Origin of the sequence: Pseudoalteromonas sp. TB51, from assembly GCF_000498055.1 — a bacterium.
Classification (GTDB): Bacteria; Pseudomonadota; Gammaproteobacteria; order Enterobacterales; family Alteromonadaceae; genus Pseudoalteromonas; species Pseudoalteromonas atlantica.
The window spans coordinates 1-18,149 of the sequence record NZ_AUTO01000308.1; the positions used below are offsets into that span (position 1 = coordinate 1).

Annotated in this window: 18 protein-coding genes, 5 tRNA genes and 1 pseudogene; 3 read left to right on the top strand and 21 right to left on the bottom strand. The window is 41.3% G+C overall.

Annotated elements, in window-relative coordinates; genetic code table 11:
- The 6 genes from L650_RS23920 to L650_RS24650 form a co-directional block, all read right to left on the bottom strand.
- On the bottom strand, positions 1-202 hold a 202-nt coding region (locus tag L650_RS23920; protein WP_174380552.1), incomplete at its 3' end, for a tripartite tricarboxylate transporter permease.
- Positions 203-276: 74 nt separating this feature from the next.
- Complete coding sequence (locus L650_RS0118605) at positions 277-1,389, bottom strand: Bug family tripartite tricarboxylate transporter substrate binding protein (RefSeq protein WP_024032569.1); 1,113 nt, start codon at positions 1,387-1,389, stop codon at positions 277-279.
- 332 nt (positions 1,390-1,721) lie between these two features.
- Complete coding sequence (locus L650_RS0118610; RefSeq protein ID WP_029774038.1) at positions 1,722-2,825, bottom strand: 4-oxalomesaconate tautomerase; 1,104 nt, start codon at positions 2,823-2,825, stop codon at positions 1,722-1,724.
- A gap of 42 nt (positions 2,826-2,867) precedes the next feature.
- Entirely contained in the window at positions 2,868-3,050 is a 183-nt protein-coding gene (locus L650_RS0118615) for a hypothetical protein (protein WP_029774039.1), read from the bottom strand.
- Positions 3,051-3,240: 190 nt separating this feature from the next.
- Positions 3,241-4,272: an OprD family outer membrane porin gene (locus L650_RS0118620; RefSeq protein WP_223230606.1), complete on the bottom strand. Its 1,032-nt coding sequence runs from the start codon at positions 4,270-4,272 to the stop codon at positions 3,241-3,243.
- A complete protein-coding gene (locus L650_RS24650; protein WP_223230605.1) occupies positions 4,173-4,562 on the bottom strand; it encodes an OprD family porin in 390 nt (129 codons plus the stop codon). The genes L650_RS0118620 and L650_RS24650 overlap by 100 nt, the downstream gene beginning before the upstream one ends.
- Before the next feature lie 272 nt (positions 4,563-4,834).
- Here L650_RS24650 and L650_RS0118625 point away from each other — a divergent pair, with 272 nt between their 5' ends.
- The 3 genes from L650_RS0118625 to L650_RS0118635 are packed head-to-tail and all read left to right on the top strand — an operon-like array spanning position 4,835 to position 8,008.
- Positions 4,835-5,506: a response regulator transcription factor gene (locus L650_RS0118625; protein WP_029774040.1), complete on the top strand. Its 672-nt coding sequence runs from the start codon at positions 4,835-4,837 to the stop codon at positions 5,504-5,506.
- Positions 5,499-6,944, top strand: a complete 1,446-nt coding sequence (locus L650_RS0118630; RefSeq protein WP_029774041.1) for a sensor histidine kinase — start codon at positions 5,499-5,501, stop codon at positions 6,942-6,944. Before L650_RS0118625 ends, L650_RS0118630 begins: the two co-directional genes overlap by 8 nt.
- A complete protein-coding gene (locus L650_RS0118635) occupies positions 6,941-8,008 on the top strand; it encodes an ABC transporter substrate-binding protein (RefSeq protein WP_029774042.1) in 1,068 nt (355 codons plus the stop codon). The genes L650_RS0118630 and L650_RS0118635 overlap by 4 nt, the downstream gene beginning before the upstream one ends.
- Positions 8,009-8,166: 158 nt before the next feature.
- On the opposite strand, the gene L650_RS0118640 is transcribed toward L650_RS0118635, so the two are convergent.
- The 15 genes and pseudogenes from L650_RS0118640 to L650_RS24155 all read right to left on the bottom strand — a co-directional run.
- Positions 8,167-8,256, bottom strand: a tRNA-Ser gene (locus tag L650_RS0118640).
- Positions 8,257-8,423: 167 nt separating this feature from the next.
- Positions 8,424-9,464 (bottom strand): quinolinate synthase NadA, encoded by a 1,041-nt coding sequence (gene nadA / locus L650_RS0118645; RefSeq protein ID WP_029774043.1) that lies wholly within the window; start codon positions 9,462-9,464, stop codon positions 8,424-8,426.
- Positions 9,465-9,614: 150 nt separating this feature from the next.
- Positions 9,615-9,690: transfer RNA gene (locus tag L650_RS0118650), tRNA-Lys, on the bottom strand.
- 73 nt (positions 9,691-9,763) lie between these two features.
- Positions 9,764-9,839 (bottom strand) — tRNA-Lys (locus tag L650_RS0118655).
- 73 nt (positions 9,840-9,912) lie between these two features.
- Positions 9,913-9,988, bottom strand: a tRNA-Lys gene (locus L650_RS0118660).
- A gap of 72 nt (positions 9,989-10,060) precedes the next feature.
- Positions 10,061-10,136 (bottom strand) — tRNA-Lys (locus tag L650_RS0118665).
- A gap of 219 nt (positions 10,137-10,355) precedes the next feature.
- The gene (gene ybgF / locus L650_RS0118670; protein WP_029774044.1) at positions 10,356-11,105 is read right to left on the bottom strand and encodes a tol-pal system protein YbgF; all 750 of its coding nucleotides are present in this window, start codon (positions 11,103-11,105) and stop codon (positions 10,356-10,358) included.
- Between the two features lie 13 nt (positions 11,106-11,118).
- Positions 11,119-11,661: a peptidoglycan-associated lipoprotein Pal gene (gene pal, locus L650_RS0118675; RefSeq protein WP_004587277.1), complete on the bottom strand. Its 543-nt coding sequence runs from the start codon at positions 11,659-11,661 to the stop codon at positions 11,119-11,121.
- 36 nt (positions 11,662-11,697) lie between these two features.
- On the bottom strand, positions 11,698-13,056 hold the full coding sequence (gene tolB, locus L650_RS0118680; RefSeq protein ID WP_004587276.1) for a Tol-Pal system beta propeller repeat protein TolB: 1,359 nt from the start codon (positions 13,054-13,056) through the stop codon (positions 11,698-11,700).
- Positions 13,057-13,065: 9 nt separating this feature from the next.
- On the bottom strand, positions 13,066-13,992 hold the full coding sequence (gene tolA, locus L650_RS0118685; RefSeq protein WP_024032176.1) for a cell envelope integrity protein TolA: 927 nt from the start codon (positions 13,990-13,992) through the stop codon (positions 13,066-13,068).
- A 4-nt stretch (positions 13,993-13,996) separates the two neighbouring features.
- On the bottom strand, positions 13,997-14,428 hold the full coding sequence (gene tolR, locus L650_RS0118690) for a protein TolR (protein WP_004587274.1): 432 nt from the start codon (positions 14,426-14,428) through the stop codon (positions 13,997-13,999).
- Entirely contained in the window at positions 14,415-15,119 is a 705-nt protein-coding gene (gene tolQ, locus L650_RS0118695) for a protein TolQ (RefSeq protein ID WP_029774045.1), read from the bottom strand. Before tolQ ends, tolR begins: the two co-directional genes overlap by 14 nt.
- 1,279 nt (positions 15,120-16,398) lie before the next feature.
- Complete coding sequence (ruvB, locus tag L650_RS0118710) at positions 16,399-17,406, bottom strand: Holliday junction branch migration DNA helicase RuvB (RefSeq protein WP_004587272.1); 1,008 nt, start codon at positions 17,404-17,406, stop codon at positions 16,399-16,401.
- A 7-nt stretch (positions 17,407-17,413) separates the two neighbouring features.
- Positions 17,414-18,031: a Holliday junction branch migration protein RuvA gene (gene ruvA / locus L650_RS0118715; protein ID WP_004587271.1), complete on the bottom strand. Its 618-nt coding sequence runs from the start codon at positions 18,029-18,031 to the stop codon at positions 17,414-17,416.
- 2 nt (positions 18,032-18,033) lie between these two features.
- Positions 18,034-18,149, bottom strand: a pseudogene (locus L650_RS24155) (crossover junction endodeoxyribonuclease RuvC); the annotation flags it as partial.

Below are 18,149 nucleotides of genomic sequence, written 5' to 3' on the forward strand. Positions count from 1 at the left end.
CCGCCACTAGACCAATAAGCATAGCAAGCGCTGAAATTGGGTCCATACCATATAAAAATGGCAGTAATAACGATAAACCCGCTATGCCGCCTAAACCCGGAAAAATACCAATCAGCAAGCCTAAAAAAACGCCGCCGCATAAATACATTAAGTGTGTGGGGGTAAGAATAGTTTGTAGCGCAATTAAAAATGCATCTAACATACTGCTCTCCTTAGATTAAAAAAGTGGCTCACTAAATGCAAGCCACTGTGTGTACAACAAATCAACATGGTTTTTTAAAAACGCGCGTTGTAGTTTTCGGTTAGGTAATTTCTTACCCATTGTTTGTCAGTTTCAGAAATTGTCAGTGCTGAGCTCAGTGTGTTTACTGCATCTTCGTTTACAAGTTGTGGGTATTGGCCAAGTACTAATTCAGACTCTTCTTTAAAGTTGTCTTGATCAATGACGCGCTGTGCTGCATTGCGCCACTCTGCAATAACGTCATCAGGGGTGCCTTTAGGTAAAAACAGTCCTTTTTGCGCGGCAAAACCAGCTACAAAAAAGGTTTTCCATACGTTGTATTCAACACCTGTTGGCTTTTTACCGTGGATCATTTCGTATACTTCGCCTACGTGTGGTAAGTCAGGAAACGTTGGGTCGCGTACAATTTTGCCTTCTTTATTAAGTACGCCAAACGACATAAGCGGAATCGCTTTACCTTCATCAACTAGCGGCTGTACTTTTTTTAAGTAGGCAGAGGTAGTTTGAAAGTCGATATCCACCTCGCCACGCTCAAACGATAAACGCGCACTGCCACGGCCTTTCATACCAAAAATGGCGTGAATGTCTAAATCAAGCATGTCGAAGGCTAATAGCCCAACTAAGTCCATTGACGCGGCGCGTTGGCTACCAAATTTAAGTTTTTGACCCTGCAATTTGGCAAGCTCTGATGCGTTTTTAATACCCAGCTCTGGGCGCACATATACCACCGCACCTGTCGGTGTGGCCATAATCACGTTCCAACGTTTTACTTCGTATCTAACGCGTGAGTCGCCAAGTAAGTAAGGGATTTGTGTAGAGGCAGAAGTACTAAATACATTTAAACCATTTGCTTTAGCGCGGCGCTCAAAGCGATTAGCACCCTTGGTAGAGCCACCACCTGGAATGTTTTTAACCACAACCACAGGTTTACCATTTAAATGCTGAGAAAAACGCGGACCAAAAAAACGTGCCCATGTGTCAGAGCCGCCACCTTCTTTAAAAGGCACAACCCACTCTACTCGCTCACCATCAAAGCTTACTTCGTCGTTATTGTTTGCATAAGCTGAGCTGATACAAGTGCTCGCTGCTAACACAACAAGCATTGCTTTTAGTCGATTAGGTGCAAAAGTACTTAATTTAATCTTCATAATTTGACCTCTGTTATTCGCTGCAATTATTTAAATAGGTCCTAATAACGTCATTGCATCTATTACGTAGATGAAAGTATTTCGTTAAAAGAAGTTAACAACAGCTAGACTAATAGCCGAAACTGTCATCTACCTGTCATCGATGCCAAACTATCCATTAATTTAAAATTATTTATAAGCCATTGTTTTAAAATAAAAATAAACTTAGCTTTATTTATTTAAAGCATAAAAAAAGCGATAACAAACAATCTGCTATCGCATTTTCGGTTGGTTTACTAAGGCTTAACACCAATTAGCTTAATTAAGTGAGCTATTTTGCCCATTGGTATAAGTTAAGCTATTTTGCTTTCATCCCATACTTTTGCAGGTATGTGTACTTCACCTTTAAATAACATTCTGGCTGTGCGCATTAACCCCGCCGATTTTATATCTAGCGTGTCGTTTTCAAAGCGCCCCTCAAGTAGTAAATCTATTTTACCGCTAGGGTGTTCAACCACTATATTTTGCTGCTCTGAGCTTTGTGGGGTAATTAAGTCGTACGCCACACTGCCTGGCAACATGCAACTAACACTCACGCAAATTGCCCCCGTTACAGAATGGCTGGTATGGCAATTTTGCGGCACAAAGTAGCGCGAAGTTATCGTACCGCCAAATTGCGGCACCGACAGTAAGCCGACTTTAGGAATGACTTTTCCGGTTGCATCGCCAAGGCCCATTTTTAGTGACGCCTGCAGGCGAATGCTTTCTATTTTTTGCAGTAACTCTGTATTTGCATCAAGCTCTTGTTTAGTTTCAGAGCCTTTTACACCCAGTGATGGTGCAGGTATTAGTACCATTGGCATGGCAGCATCTACACAACTTACCTCTACGCCATCAAAGGTATCACGTACAGAGCCTGTAGGCAGTAATTCACCGGTTTTAGTGCCACACACATCAAAAAACTTAAGTAAAATAGGCGCCCCAGAGCCCGGTACGCCATCAATGGTGGCATCGCCTTCGTACTCTACAAAGCCGTTAGGCGTTTGTACCACAACTTCAATCAGGGTATTGGTATTTACATTTTTAACCCGTACCGTTGTTTCACCGTCGTTTGCAGTAACCAATCCGTATTCAATTGCCAGTGGTGGTGCACCAGATAAAATATTGCCACACGAAGGGGTTATATCGACTTCATTTTGCTCAATAGCAACTTGCGCAAATAAGTAATCAATGTCTGCATCGGGGTCAGTTGAGCGTGAGATAATGGCCGCTTTACTGGTTAGTGAGTTGCCTCCACCTACGCCGTTTACTTGCAGCGGGTCGCCTGAGCCCATTGCTGCAGTTAAAATTTCTTTGCGTTTATCCCACTCTCTCGGTAAATCGTTGGCTAAAAAATAAGTCCCGCGAGACGTTCCGCCGCGCATAATGACACAAGGTATTTTTTTTTGAATAGTCATAATAATCCAGCTTCTAAATCAATTTAAATGAGCAGTAACGGGTTAGTTATTACTTAAAATAACCACGCACTCTTGCACTTGCTCTTGCTTACTTTGCAAAGATTGAGGGGCAAAATTAGTATTACTTGTTGCACTAGCAGCCGTGGCTATTTGGTGGCTATTTGCACGAAAGTGAATGGCTCTCGGCGTAGGTTTTAACTGAGGTGTAGCGTGTGTTGAATTCATCGTTTCGCCCTTTCAATGCAATTAAAAACAAGTAACGTCGTTATCAAAACGTTGCCCTTTTTTTAAGAGTAAGGAGCCAAACTGTCACTAACCTGTCACGAAATAAAAATTGATTAAAAAATAACTTTTAAAAATTAAAAAACGCGCAGCATTTTTCATGCTGCGCGTTAAAAGCCAATCGAAGGGGCGTTTAAAACTTAATGGTGTAATCTACATATACACGGTGATCTGCTCTGTCTCCTTTTACACCATCAACACTGCCAGTTTCATCTGTGGTGTAATCTAAAAATAACCAACGTAGGCTTAAGCCTTTTACAGCCNCTTTGTAGCGTGTATCAATGGCCCAATATTTTTCATCGGCTGTGCCACCTGCTTTACCTAAGCTTGAATTTTCTGCATCGCTGCCGCTGGTGTAATAAAACTTTGTGGTTAAACCCGGTGCCACTGCTTTTAGGTCAACACCTAAGCGAGCCTGCCAAGTTGACTCATTTTGGTTTGTTATATCGGCACCAATTAATGAGCGAGTTGGAAACGGGTTAGTCCCGTGATCGCCGCTAAAGTTATCTTCAATCCAAGCATCGTTCACTTTGGTAAATGCGGCGCCTAGTGTCCAAATATCTTTTTTCCAATTGGCATCTAGGTAATAGGCAAAACCATCGTTTTCACTTTTAGTAACGCCTGAAACCGCATCGAGTGCATCTTCATCATCTAAATCGCCACCCTCTGCGCCGGTTACAAATAAATCGCCATCGTCTTGTGAGGTAAATACGCCACTTGAAAGGGTTAACTTACTTTGATCGAGCTTTATAGCGTAGCTGCCTTTAAGCCCAAGCTTTGATAAGTAGTCATGAGAATTTAAATACTCTGCGTCTATTTTTAGCGCATCTTTTTTGTAGCTTGCGCCCACACCCCAAATAACACTAATTGCGCCGTTATCTGACTGGTCGGTAGAAAAATCTTCCCACTTGTCGTCGTGGCGGCGGCTCCATTTATCGTAGGCGTAACCATATACTTTGGTATTGCCAAACTTGTAGTCACCAAATACACCTCTAAAAGTATTGGGAATTGCGCGGCTACCTGAGCTTTTTAACAACATACTTTTGGTTTTTTGCCCGCCTATTTTTACATGGCCATTGTCGCCAAGTTTAACGTCGATAAAATATTGACCAAATTTAGAAAAACTATCGTCAACGCCGCCTTTTTCATCCCCAGCGGGTAAAATATTATTTTGTGCGCTGCCGGTTGAGTTGTAATTAAGTACCGTATAAGTAGAGACACCATGCTAATTAAGTCATTAAAATAGCCCGATTGATAATTGAGCTCTATGCCTTGTGCAAACGTTGAGTCGTCGCTGGCGTCGTTATCGTAATCGCGGTCAAAGTAAATTGACCTTAGCTTAATATTAAATTCGTCTTGCTCTGTAAGCCCATTAAAAGAAGCGTACGAAGGAATAGAAACACAAGTTAATACTGCGCCTGTTACTGCAAATATTTTAGAGAACCGTTGAGCCATAGTTGTCTCCGCTACCTTGTTTAATTAAATTTATAGTTGTGTGTAGTGTGTATCAGTTTATTCATGTTGCAATTTACACGGCAAACCTGTCACAAACCTGTCACAAGATAATTACATTTTAGGCAATTGTATTTTTTGGCTATTAAATTAAAACTATAGCTTATCTTGCTATAAACGAAGGCATTTGCGTATTGTAAACGTTGCAGTAATTGTTTAGTGTCTTGCACAACTTAAAATTATATTTTTTAATTGCGACTTTGCGGGTGTGCTTAATGAGAATTTTAGCAGTTGAAGACGACGAAGTGTTAGGAGAAGCAATTTGCCAACGTTTCACCAAAATGGGCCAAGGTATAGACCTTGTAACCAGTGGTGATGTGGCTAATTCGCTGTTAAAACGCCATGAGTACGACCTTATTTTACTTGATTTAAACTTGCCCAATTTAAACGGTGAGCAAATATTAAAAAAGCTCAGGGCTCGCTCATCAAATACGCCTGTATTAATTTTAACGGCACGTGCCCAAGTAGAGCACCGCATAGAATTACTCGACTTAGGCGCCGACGATTACCTCACTAAACCCTTTGATTTTGGCGAATTAGAAGCCCGTTGCCGCGCCCTACTTAGGCGTAACCAAGGCCTAGGTAAAGACATTATTAGTTATGGCAACCTCGATTTTGACCGAAAATCATGCACGGTCACTATTGCTAAAGAACTTATTGACTTAAAACAACGAGAATTTAGGTTACTAGAAATATTTTTAACGCATCAAGGCAAAGTGCTTAATAAAGATGAGTTACTCGATCACTTATATTCGTTTGACGACTCCCCTAGCCCCAACGCCATAGAAACCTACGTAGCAAGGCTTCGTAAAAAGCTGGTAAATAGCAGTGTTGATATAAAAACACTGCGTGGTTTAGGCTATCTTTTAGCAGAGCCTAATGAGTAGCAAAACCCTCCCCTCAATTCGCCGACAGCTGCTTACAATAACCATTGCTTTAATGGTTATAATTACACTTATAACCTATTTTATGGCTAATAATTACAGTAAAAACGCCGCCCAAATTTCATACGATAGACTACTTGCCAGTGCTGCTTTACAAATTTTTGAAAATACCCACATTGATTACCACGAAATTATTGTTGATTTACCCAGCGCTACATTCGAAACTCTCTCGATGGCCTCAAATGACAGATTGGTGTATCAAATAACACAAAATCAAGGCGAGCACTTAACCGGTTACAATGGCTTATATCAACACATTTTACAAAAAGCCGACACCCAGTGGCAACGTGCAGAGTATGACCCGCGAGATAACCTACTAATACAATTTTGGGAAGGTGACTACAAAGGCGAAAACTACCGCTTTATTTTACTCTCAGATAAGCTTTATGAAGTGGGTGAATCGTTTGATGTAAATATTTTAATAGGCCAAACCACCCAAGCTCGCGATCAGCTCGCCTATGAAATGAATTTAAATGTAATACAAATGGTTATTTTAACGTTTGTAATAGCTATTGTGCTTATATTACTGGGAGTGAATCAAATTTTGCGCCCTATTTACAGCATAAATAAAAAAATACGTCGGCGCTCCCCCACTGACCTACGCCCTATTGATATGTCGGTTCCCAAAGAAATGGCCGATTTAATTTCAACCATTAACCATTTTATATCGCAATTAGAAGTCTCGCTTAATCATTTAAAACGCTTTACTGGCGAAGTGGCTCATCAAATAAGAACGCCCCTTGCAGGCCTTAAAAGCCAGGCGCAAAATGCCATTGAAGAAAGCGATGAAAAAATAAGAACAGAGCAGTTAAATCGTGTTTTATATTCAACAGATTTACTCGACAGCACCGTTACGCAACTGTTAAACCAAGCCACTCTTGCGCACCGCTTTCATAGCCAGCCTTTAATAACGCTTTCATTGCCGGAGCTGGTAAAGTCTGTGTGTAGAGATGTTGCGGTATCGGCGATTCAACGCGGCGTGATCATCACATATCAAGGTGACGATAATTTAATGATCAATGGCGATTCGTTTGCACTTAGCCAAATGCTACGCAACATTTTAGAAAACGCGATTAAATTTAGCCCGCAAAACAAAGAAGTAAATGTGTCTACCGAGCTTCACAGTACAGACAGCGGTTACATAGCCCGTTTATGCGTGGCTGATCAAGGCGTAGGTGTACCCGATGCGCAAAAACAGCATGTGTTTGAGCGGTTTTATAAAAGTAAAGGCGACCCACGTGCCGGCAGTGGCCTAGGCTTAAGCATTGCAAAAGAGGTAGCAGAGCATCATAACGCTGCTATCAAGCTGCTTGATAACAGCCCGTCGGGGCTTATTTTTGAAATAAACTTTCCGCTAATGCTGACCGAGGACGAACATTGAAACTTTTATCGCTGATTTATATTGCCGTTGTTTTTACGTGCTTTGTAGGCTCGCCATTCGTTGCTGCAAAAACCCCTTTAGTATTTCCGGCACAAAGCGAAAATAAATCCGTGCTTAAAATATATGGCGGCGCTGACAAAATGGAAATTGCCCCTTTTTTATCGGCCTTTCAAAAAAAATACCCTTTTGTACAAATTGACTACTACGAGCTGAGTACTTTTGAAGTGTATAGCGAATTTTTAGCCGACGTTAAAAACCCGCCCGACGTATTATTAAGTTCAGCAATGAACTTGCAAGTAAAGTTAGTTAACGACGGTTACGCACAGCCTTACAGCTCTGAGCAAACAAATAAGCTTCCTGCATGGGCTAAATGGCGAAATGAAGTATTTGGCTTTACCTATGAAACAGCGGTAATTGCATTTAATAAAGAATTTTTAGGCGAAGAGGTCGCACCAAGTAGCCGCAACGAATTATTAGAGCTAATTCGTAGGCGCAGTGAGCAAATTAAAGGCCGCATTGGCATTTATGATATTACTCAAGTGGGCATAGGTTATTTGCTGTGGGCTCATGACCGCGAGCAAAGCTCAAGCTATGGCCGAATGCTAGAATCGTTTGGCTATCACAGCACGCGTGTATTTAGACGCAGCGCCGACATACTCAAGGCACTTTCAACGGGCGAGCTCACTGTTGGCTATAACATATTAAGCTCTTATGCGCGCACATGGGCGGCGCAGCACCCTAATATTATTGTGGTGCAACCTAAAGACTACACCTCGGTTATTATGCGCAGTGCCATTATTCCTAAACATGCTAAAAATGTAATTGGCGCACAGCTGTTTATTGATTACTTAGTGTCTGTACAAGGGCAAACAGACATGGCCAACTTTACTAATTTTGAGCCAATAAATAACGAAGTAAGAATTAAGCAAAAACATTTACTTGATATATCAGAAGGTCAGCTGCGCCCCGTCCCCCTTGGCATAGAAATATTAGTAATAGACGATCAGATGAAGCGCCAAATAATCATTCAAGAATGGGAAAACGCGTTATTTGAGTACCAATAAATTCGGGGCTTATAACATGTCACGTATTTAAGGGAGCGACTTTAAGGGCCGATTGAGATTACCCACTAAATACATGCCTATTAGCGTATAACTAAGGTTTGGGCAGCAGGCATTAAAAAACCCAGTTATTGATATTCAATAACTGGGTTCAAGAATGATGGTGGAGGAAGAGGGATTCGAACCCTCGTTAGGGATTAACCTAAACACACTTTCCAGGCGTGCGCCTTCAGCCACTCAGCCATTCCTCCACGGTGTTGCTTAGCAACAGCGCGTTATAGTATGAAATAGGTTACACAGGTGCAAGGTCTTTTTAAGTTTGTGCTGTTAAGTGTCTAATAATCAATCAGTAATTTACTTTAGGCATAAAAAAACGGCTAAACCTCAGGGTTTAACCGTTTTTTATACATTAGACTAATTACTTAGCCATGCTAGCTGTAAAGTCTAACATGCGATTAAGTGACTTGAGCGCGCCTTCGCGTAAGTCCATATCTACAAACACTTCTTTACCGCGAGGGTCTATCAGGGCTTCTTCAATCGCTTTTAAGCCGTTCATTGCCATCCACGGGCAATGTGCACAACTTTTACATGACGCGCCTTCACCCGCAGTTGGGGCTGCAAAAAACTCTTTTTCTGGGCATAGCTGCTGCATTTTGTAAAAAATACCGCGGTCTGTCGCTACAATAAACTTATCGTTATCCAGTGTTTGCGCAGCTTTTATTAGTTGACTGGTTGAGCCAACCGCATCTGCTAGTGCCACTATTTCTGCAGGTGACTCTGGGTGCACCAATACACCCGCGTCTGGGTGCAAGGCTTTCATATCTTTAAGCGCTTTTGTTTTAAATTCATCGTGTACGATACATGCGCCGTTCCACATGATCATATCGGCGCCAGTATTTTTTTGAATGTAGCTACCAAGGTGTTTATCTGGGCCCCAAATAATTTTTTCACCTTGCTCATCTAGGTGCTCTACAATTTCAAGCGCGCACGATGAGGTTACAATCCAATCTGCACGGGCTTTAACCGCTGTAGAGGTGTTTGCATACACTACAACTTTACGATCAGGGTGCTGATCGCAAAACGCTGAAAACTCGTCAATAGGGCAACCAATATCTAACGAACAGGTTGCTTCTAGCGTTGGCATAACAACTGTTTTGTTTGGCGTTAAAATTTTAGCGGTTTCACCCATAAAACGTACGCCTGCAACGATGATCATGTCTGCATCGTGGCGAGCACCAAAACGTGCCATTTCTAATGAGTCGGCAACACAGCCCCCTGTTTCTTCGGCAAGTGCCTGAATTTCAGGATCTGTATAGTAATGGGCTACCAGCACTGCATTTTTATCTTGCAGTAGTTGTTTAATACGTGCTTTATATTCGCCTTGCTCGTCTTTAGTCAACGGCGCTGGCTTAGGAGGAAAGATATAACCTTCAGGCATAATAGTTTGAGCTAGACTCATGTTCTCGACCACTTCATCTACAGTGCATTAATTACGGCAAATTATACGAGAATACACGGGTAAATAACAGCTATCTGGGCATGCTGTTTATAAATAAAAATAAGAAACTGATTTAAATAAAATAAGGGAAGAGTTGAGATTTTTTAGAAGTGGTGGGTCATGATGGACTTGAACCATCGACCAATGGATTAAAAGTCCACTGCTCTACCAACTGAGCTAATGACCCGCTCTAAATTCCGTGTAGAATTAACATGCTGCGTAAATCCGCCGATTAAACCAATCTTTACTTAAATAAAGAATGGTGGGTCATGATGGACTTGAACCATCGACCAATGGATTAAAAGTCCACTGCTCTACCAACTGAGCTAATGACCCGCTCTAAATTCTGTGTAGAATTAACACGCTGCGTAAATCCGCCGATTGAACCAATCTTTACCTAAGTAAAGAATGGTGGGTCATGATGGACTTGAACCATCGACCAATGGATTAAAAGTCCACTGCTCTACCAACTGAGCTAATGACCCGCTCTGTGTGCTTACTATTTAAGTGAGCTGCGTAAATCCGCCGATTGAACCAATCTTTACCTTAATAAAGAATGGTGGGTCATGATGGACTTGAACCATCGACCAATGGATTAAAAGTCCACTGCTCTACCAACTGAGCTAATGACCCGCTCTTTTTGCCGCATTTTGAGTGGGGTAACCATTCGTTTGCTGCGGGCGCTTATAATACTTATTTATAAAATGAGTGCAACCGAAAATGTCTCTTTTTTTCAGTTTTTATGCCTAGGTGAGCAAAATTAAAGCGTTTGTGCTCAAACTACATGCAAATACAAGATTCGCCGAGTATTTCTATGTAGTTTGAGCTTTAAATACACCGCTTAAATGCGTCCTAATTAGCTAGACGCTCGGTTGCAAGTTTTGCAGCAGTTGTACTTGGATATTGGTTAATTAGATCACCCAATATTTTTTGTGCCTCTTGATTCAGGCCTTGCTCTTGTAAAAGCGAGCCTAACTTTAACATGGCATCTGGTCGTTTATTTGAGTTAGGAAACTCATTAACCACAACTTTAAAATGCTCACTTGCTTTTACACCATCATTTTTAATGGTCAGCAACTGCCCAAGCCAATAATGTGCATTAGAGGCATACACAGAATTAGGATAGGTTGTTAAAAATGTTTGAAACTCAGGAATAGCTTGGTCGTAGCGTTTATCTTTCATTATTAGCGCTACTGCACGCTCATACGCTTCGTTTTCAGATAAGTCACTGCTATAGGTTTGTGCGTCGCTCGATTGCGTGTAATCGGTTGCAGGCGCAGCAGCGGGTTGTGTATACGCTTGGCTTACGCGGTTTTCTATTTCTTGATAAAGCTCACGCTGGCGCTGAAGTACTTTTTCAAGTTTATAACTTTGCTCTTCAGTAACACCGCGAATTTGGCTTACTTCATCTTGAAGTAGATTAAGTTGTTGCTGTAATTCAACTTGTAATAAGTTTCGCGACTGCATCATGTTTTCTAGTGACGCTAAACGCTTCTCTATGCTCGACTGTGAACTTGCAGCTTCTGAAACAGGAGCGGGAGCAGCCAAAACTTGGGTGCTCCCGCTCAATATCATGGCTGCCAAAATAATTTTCGGCTTCATAATATCTCTTATCTTAGTAAACTAGTACCGCACGGCGGTTTTTAGCGAAAGCTGACTCAGTGCGAGATTTAACCATTGGTTTCTCTTCACCGTAGCTAACTACTGACATTTGGCTAGCAGAAACACCTAAGCTTTGTAGGTATTTTTCTACAGCTTGGCCACGGTGCTCACCTAGTGCAATGTTGTACTCAGGTGTACCGCGCTCATCAGCGTGACCTTCAATTAATACTTTTACTGAAGGGTTCTGAACTAAAAACTCAGCATGTGCACGAAGTAATTCTGCGTACTTGTTCTCAACAGTTGCTTTGTCGAAGTCAAAGTAAATAATTTGTTCTTGACGAAGCGCTTCATACTTTTGACGAAGTTGCTCTTCTGCTTGTTGTTCAGGTGAAATTGTTGCTACTTCAACTGTATCCGTGTTTGTTGATTGCTCAACTGCACTTTGATTTGATTGGTTAGCTGCGCCTTCATCAATATCTGAAGATGAGCTACAAGCGGCTAATGTCATTACTGGCACAGCGATTAGCAGGCCTTTAAGTACTTTGTTAAGTTGCATTGAGTAGATTCCTATTTTTGAGTAAACCAGCAAATATTACTGTAAATATGGCGACCAAGCTGGTGCCTTTACTTGTCCGTCTAGCACGGGTAAACGTGCTTTAAAGCGACCGTCCATCGATACCAGCGCGAGTACCTGTTTATTATTATGAAGCGTGCTATAAATGATCATCGAACCGTTTGGCGCTATGCTCGGTGATTCATCAAGGCGAGTTCGCGTTAATACTTGAAACGCGCCTGTAGCCAGCTCTTTCTTAGCAAGATGGTACTGCCCGTTGGTACGGTTAACCATCACTAATTCTTTACTGTCTGGCGTTATAGAACCCGCTAGGTTCATATCGCCGTCGAAGGTCAATCGTTGTGACCTACCAGTTCTTAAATTTAACTTATAAATCTGGGCATTACCACCCCTTTCAGATGTAAACACAATATCCTGGCCATTTGGATACCAAGATGGTTCAGTATCTATACTACGGTGGCGTGTAAGGCGTGTTTCTTTACGGGTTGCTAAATCTAAAACGTAAACTTCGGTTGCACCTGTTTTATCTTTAGAAAGCACCAATAACATTTTTTTGCCATCTGGTGAAAACTGCGGTGCACCGTTAATACCACGGTAACTAGTGATCAGCTCACGCTTACCTGAGTATAGATCTTGAATGTAAATTTGGCTTTGGCGGTTTTCAAACGTTACATACGCAAGCTTAGTACCATCTGGTGACCAAGCTGGCGACATTAACGGCTCTTTTGAGCGCAATAATACTTGCTCGTTAAAGCCATCGTAATCGGCAACCACTAATTGGTATGGCTTAGCTTGGTCTTCACGTACGATTACATAAGCAATTTTAGTTAAAAACGCGCCTTTTTCACCGGTTAGCTTTTCATATACTACATCGCTTATGCGGTGTGAATAACGGCGAAAGCCACTTTCACCAATTACGCTTTCGCGTGCTTCTAAAATATGATCTTGGCTTTTTACTAGTTTACCGCTGCTCATCATTTGAGTTTGGCCACCGGTAATTTGCCCACGAATAACATCAACTAATTCGTAGCGTACTAAGTAACGCCCATCAGTTTGTTGCTCTACCTCGCCTACTACAACCGCTTCTACACCTTGGTTTACCCATGCTGCGTAGTCAATGTCGCCGTCTTTATTAGGAAGCTGTGGCATTTGTGCTACATCTACCGGTTTAAATTTACCACTGCGCATTAAATCGGCAGCAATTACATCGCTCAATTTTTGTGGAATTGGGCCAACACCGTTGTATTTAAAAGGCACGATGGCAATAGGACGTGCGCCGTCTACACCTTCAGTTATTACAATTTCAAGTGCCGCATTTGCTACACCCTGAAATCCTAATAATATAACTACAAAGGCTATTTTAATTTTGCTGAACATATCATTCCTTTAAAATTCTGGCTTGATTGTTAAATTAATATTCTTAAGTTGCTCGAATACGTCTTTGTCTTTAGATACAGGTAATGTATCGGCCATGCGCACAGCTCTAAGTGCAGCTTCACACACTAGCTTATCACCCCCTAACGATTTAACTTGCGTTACTAAACCATTAAACCCAAGACGAATATTTACTCGACACTGTTGGTTTTTCATTTTTTCATCAATCAGTAAGTTTTGCTGAATGCGCGCCATAATTAAAGCACGGTACTTATCAACTTCGCTTACTACTTGCTGTTGGCGTATTTTACTACGTGCAGCCTGCTCTTTAGCAAGTTGTTCTTGTAACATTTGCTCTTGCAGCGCTTGCTGACGTTTACGCTCAGCCTCTTTTGCACGCTCTTTAGCTTCTGCTTCACGCTTTTTACGCTCTGCTTCGGCTTTTTTCAGTGCCTCTTCTTCTGCTTTGCGTTTATCTGCAGCAGCTTTAGCGGCGTTTTCAGCCTCTTGCTTTTGCTTTTCAGCTTGTTTTGCTTTAGCACGCTCTTTTTGTTCAATTTCGCGCGCTTTTTTAGCTTCAGCCTCAGCTTGTGCTTTTTCTTTCTCTTTTGCTTTGCGCTGTTGCTCTAGCTTTTTAATATTACGCGCTTCGGCTTCACGCTGTTTGCGCGCATTGGCGGCTCTGCGTTCTAAGTCGCGAATGCGTTTATCTTCAGCGCGTTTTTTAGCATCTTCTTTTTTTTGTAGCTCAGCAATTTTTTGCTCAACTTGTTTTTGATCAACAGTGACCGCCGAAACCGCATTATCAGGCTCAGGAATAGCCGAATTAAGAGTCACTTCCATTACTTTAGGTGCCGGTGGGTGTATATTTGCAGTTGCCCACAAAAAGCCCCCTAAACCTAAATGTAAAAGTACTGACTTGATTATAGAACTATTCATGTTACTACTGTGTCCCCTCAAAGGATTCTGTCATTAAACCCACAGATGGTACGCCAGCATTCTTTAAAAAGTCCATTAATAACAACACTTCTTGGTAAGAAACCTTACCAGAGCCTTTAATCATTACTGGTACATCAGGGTTTTTCATTAGCTGTAGCTTAATAACCGCGGCCACATCAAGTGCTTCCATTGGCTCTTCTGGATCAGTCCCTATGCTTACATAGTACTTACCTGCCGAGTCAATCGAGGCAATAATGGGCGGCGTGTCTTTAGTATCAACTAAATCCGACTCTTCCATTTTTGGTAAATCAACTTTCACACCGTGAGTAATAAGCGGTGCTGTTGCCATAAATATAATTAGCAATACCAACATTACATCAATGTAAGGTACTACATTAATTTCTGCGACCGGACGGCGCTTCTTACGCTGGTACATTCGCTTTAGCCTCTATTTGGGTAGCTGCTTGACGGTGTAAAATGTTGGCAAATTCTTCCATAAAGTTGATGTAGTGTGATTCTAGTTTTTCAACTTTATTAGCAAAGCGGTTATACGCAATAACAGCCGGAATAGCCGCAAATAAGCCCATTGCCGTTGCAATAAGTGCCTCAGCAATACCTGGCGCTACCATTTGTAATGTTGCTTGCTTCACTTCACCAAGTGCAATAAAGGCATTCATAATACCCCACACCGTACCGAATAAGCCGATATATGGGCTAATCGAACCCACTGTCGCTAAAAACGATAAGCTCGATTCTAGTTTTTCGATTTCACGCGACAGTGCCACACGCATAGAGCGATGCGTACCTTCCATTACAATGCCAGCACTTTGAAAGGTGTTCTTTTTATGGCGTGCAAATTCTTTAAAGCCAGATGTAAATAACGCTTCAATACCATGAGATTGACCGCTACGTGATGAAATTTCGTTGTATAGTTTGCTTAAGTCGATACCTGACCAAAATTTTTGTTCGAATTTTTTTGCATCAGACAAGGCGTCGCTAATTGCTTTTTTACGCTGAAAAATAATTGCCCATGACATAACAGACATTGCTACTAGCGCTAGCATTACTAACTGCACAAGTAAACTGGCTTCTAGAATTAGATCTAAAAAATTAAGCCCTGATCCCACGTTAAACTCCTAAATAATTTCAAAAAACGTCAATTTGGTTATTTTGTGTAAATAAGACCATTGTAACGGCCATAAGTTGCATCTAGTGTATCGAGTCAAGGGTTTACTGACAACGATATTGCTATGAATTGGCAACAAAAAACGTTAAACATACGCTTAATCGCTAGTTTGTTTCTAAAACGCGACTACCGCGTTTAGTAAAACACAACTTAATACTACAAAAGTGCGTAAATATACGCAGTAAACTTAATAAAACGCACCGTTTATTCATAAAAAGTGCATAAGCACGCAAAAGTAATTCACGCCACTTTGCATGTACTAATATAACTAATACTGTAACAATACAGCTCATACCAATTATTTATTAATTTTCAGCTACTTATAAAGTTAACGAATAATTAACGTACAAGATTCGAACAACAAAAAAAATCATCAAATTAGTTTTTCTTATCTGAAATTTTAAATTTTCTAGTTTGAACAAAAAATACTTATTCCGTATTATTCTCCCATACCGAGCTTACGCACTGAATGAAACATTTTTCATTAAGCCAAGTTCTTAGTAATAGGATTTTTAATCGTATTACATTGTTTTACTCTTTTTGGATAAAACCTGATTAAGTAAAACGTAGTTCCCTGGATTACTTCCTTCAACTTGTTGTTTGCCCGCATTATATGCGGGCTTTTTTTTACCTAAATTTTACCGTCAACTTGGCATGCAATAAGTATAAATTACACAATCTGTTTAATTACCAACGGTGTATTTACTATCTTTTTTTACCCGTTTGTATCTTTAAATTATCTACTTTCAGATAACAAGCATGTTTATAACAAGGTAAAACTTATTAACACGAATAGTGCTACATCTAGTCTCTTATTTTGCTACTGCTTTAAAGCTAACTGGTTTTAATGGTACGCAGCATAGCCACGCCAGTCTTAACGTTAAGTGAATTACAAAACGATTTTAATTTATTGGTTACATTTGCTACAAAGTGGATGAAAGCTGAGTAAGTTTTAAAAAACTATACTAATTTTCTTAATTAAGTGAGCTATGTTGAGGCTTGAAAAACGTGTTGATAGCTAGGCAAAAAATTCGCTATTTCGTTGTTCTTGGCAATTGCTCCTGCACTGCTATACCTTCTGCATACAGTCGTAAATGAGAGTTTTTAACGCAGGTAGCGACACGTTTGCCTCGCAAAATGATTAAGTGTTATTGCAAATTGGTATTACATTTAACATAGGAAGTAGCCCGCTACATTTACTGTAACAGGCTAAAGAGGGGTTAATCTTGTTTTGGGAGTAAACCAAAGTGATGATACGCATTGTCAGATACAATTCGCCCGCGCGGTGTGCGCTGTATAAAACCTTGTTGAATTAAAAACGGCTCTATTACATCTTCAATGGTTTCTTTTTCTTCGCCTATGGCGGCGGCTAAATTATCTAGCCCTACAGGCCCACCCATAAATTTTTCGATAATGGCAAGTAAGTATTTACGGTCCATGTAATCAAACCCGCTTTTATCTACGTCAATCATATCAAGGGCAAGCTCGGCAACGGAGGCGTTTACTGTACCATCTGATTTTACTTGCGTGTAATCGCGCACACGGCGCAATAAGCGGTTTGCTATACGCGGTGTGCCTCGTGAGCGTTTTGCAATTTCGGTAGCGCCATCGTCGCACATTTGTAAATCTAGGTAATGTGCAGAGCGCCCCACTATATGCGATAAGTCAGCTACTGAGTAAAACTCTAAGCGCTGCACTATACCAAAACGGTCTCTAAGTGGTGAGGTAAGTGAGCCTGCGCGTGTTGTCGCGCCAATAAGCGTAAACGGCGGTAAGTCTAATTTAATAGAGCGTGCAGCGGGGCCTTCACCAATCATAATATCGAGTTGGTAATCTTCCATTGCGGGGTAAAGTATTTCTTCAACTTGTGGGCTGAGTCTGTGTATTTCATCAATAAACAGCACATCGCCTTCTTCAAGGTTGGTAAGTAATGCAGCAAGGTCGCCGGCTTTTTCAAGTACTGGGCCTGAAGTGGTTTTAATACTTACATTAAGCTCATTGGCAACAATATTAGCAAGCGTGGTTTTACCTAAGCCCGGCGGGCCAAATATTAATAGATGATCGAGCGCTTCACCGCGGCTGCGCGCTGCCTCTATAAATATTTCCATTTGCTGCTTAACATGCGGCTGACCTTTGTAGTCGGCTAAAAGCTTGGGCCTTATTGCGCGGTCAATGGTGTCTTCGTTGGTTTTTTCGCTCGCGTCAATTAAACGATCAGCTTCAATCATGGGTTACTCACAACATTGATTTTAAAGATTCTTTAATAAGAACCTCAGTAGACATATCGGGTTTACTTACCGATTTTACTGCTTTTTGCGCCTGTGGCAATTTATAACCAAGCGCAACAAGTGCCGATACGGCATCGTCTGCGGCATTATTGGCAATTGTTGCATCGCTAGGAGGCTCTATAACGGCATTATCGCTATATGGCGTAAATAAATCGTTACCCCAATCTTTTAAGCGGTCTTTCATTTCAAGCACTAAACGCTCAGCGGTTTTTTTACCCACACCCGGTAATTTAACCAATGTTGTGGCATCTTCGTTGTTTACGCAACTAACAAATTGTTGCGCCGACATGCCCGACAAAATAGCTAGGCCTAGTTTAGGACCCACACCATTTGCTTTTAATAGCTCTCTAAAAAGCGCGCGCTCGGTTTTATTATTAAAGCCAAATAATAGTTGTGCGTCTTCGCGTACTACAAAGTGTGTGTACACTATGGCGTTTTCGCCAATATTGGGTAAGTCGTAAAAACAGGTCATGGGCATTTGTACTTCGTAGCCTACGCCGCTTACTTCTAATAAAATTTCAGGCGGTTGCTTTTCAACTAAAGTGCCATTTAAACGGCCAATCATATTTATTTCCTTAAACGTCCTCTAACGGTTTTGCTTGCGCTACCCGCTAGTTTTATTAAATTTTGTTCTGAGTGCGCATGGCAAATTGCAATGGCAAGCGCATCGGCCGCATCGGCTT

Coding starts and splice junctions, on each gene's coding strand:
- ruvA (WP_004587271.1), bottom strand. CDS start 18,031: ATGATTGGCCGTTTAAATGGCACTTTAGTTGAAAAGCAACCGCCTGAA.
- nadA (WP_029774043.1), bottom strand. CDS start 9,464: ATGAGTCTAGCTCAAACTATTATGCCTGAAGGTTATATCTTTCCTCCT.
- pal (WP_004587277.1), bottom strand. CDS start 11,661: ATGCAACTTAACAAAGTACTTAAAGGCCTGCTAATCGCTGTGCCAGTA.
- tolR (WP_004587274.1), bottom strand. CDS start 14,428: ATGTACCAGCGTAAGAAGCGCCGTCCGGTCGCAGAAATTAATGTAGTA.
- L650_RS0118610 (WP_029774038.1), bottom strand. CDS start 2,825: ATGACTATTCAAAAAAAAATACCTTGTGTCATTATGCGCGGCGGAACG.
- L650_RS0118630 (WP_029774041.1), top strand. CDS start 5,499: ATGAGTAGCAAAACCCTCCCCTCAATTCGCCGACAGCTGCTTACAATA.
- L650_RS0118625 (WP_029774040.1), top strand. CDS start 4,835: ATGAGAATTTTAGCAGTTGAAGACGACGAAGTGTTAGGAGAAGCAATT.
- tolB (WP_004587276.1), bottom strand. CDS start 13,056: ATGTTCAGCAAAATTAAAATAGCCTTTGTAGTTATATTATTAGGATTT.
- L650_RS0118615 (WP_029774039.1), bottom strand. CDS start 3,050: ATGAATTCAACACACGCTACACCTCAGTTAAAACCTACGCCGAGAGCC.
- ruvB (WP_004587272.1), bottom strand. CDS start 17,406: ATGATTGAAGCTGATCGTTTAATTGACGCGAGCGAAAAAACCAACGAA.
- tolA (WP_024032176.1), bottom strand. CDS start 13,992: ATGAATAGTTCTATAATCAAGTCAGTACTTTTACATTTAGGTTTAGGG.
- L650_RS0118605 (WP_024032569.1), bottom strand. CDS start 1,389: ATGAAGATTAAATTAAGTACTTTTGCACCTAATCGACTAAAAGCAATG.
- L650_RS24650 (WP_223230605.1), bottom strand. CDS start 4,562: ATGGCTCAACGGTTCTCTAAAATATTTGCAGTAACAGGCGCAGTATTA.
- ybgF (WP_029774044.1), bottom strand. CDS start 11,105: ATGAAGCCGAAAATTATTTTGGCAGCCATGATATTGAGCGGGAGCACC.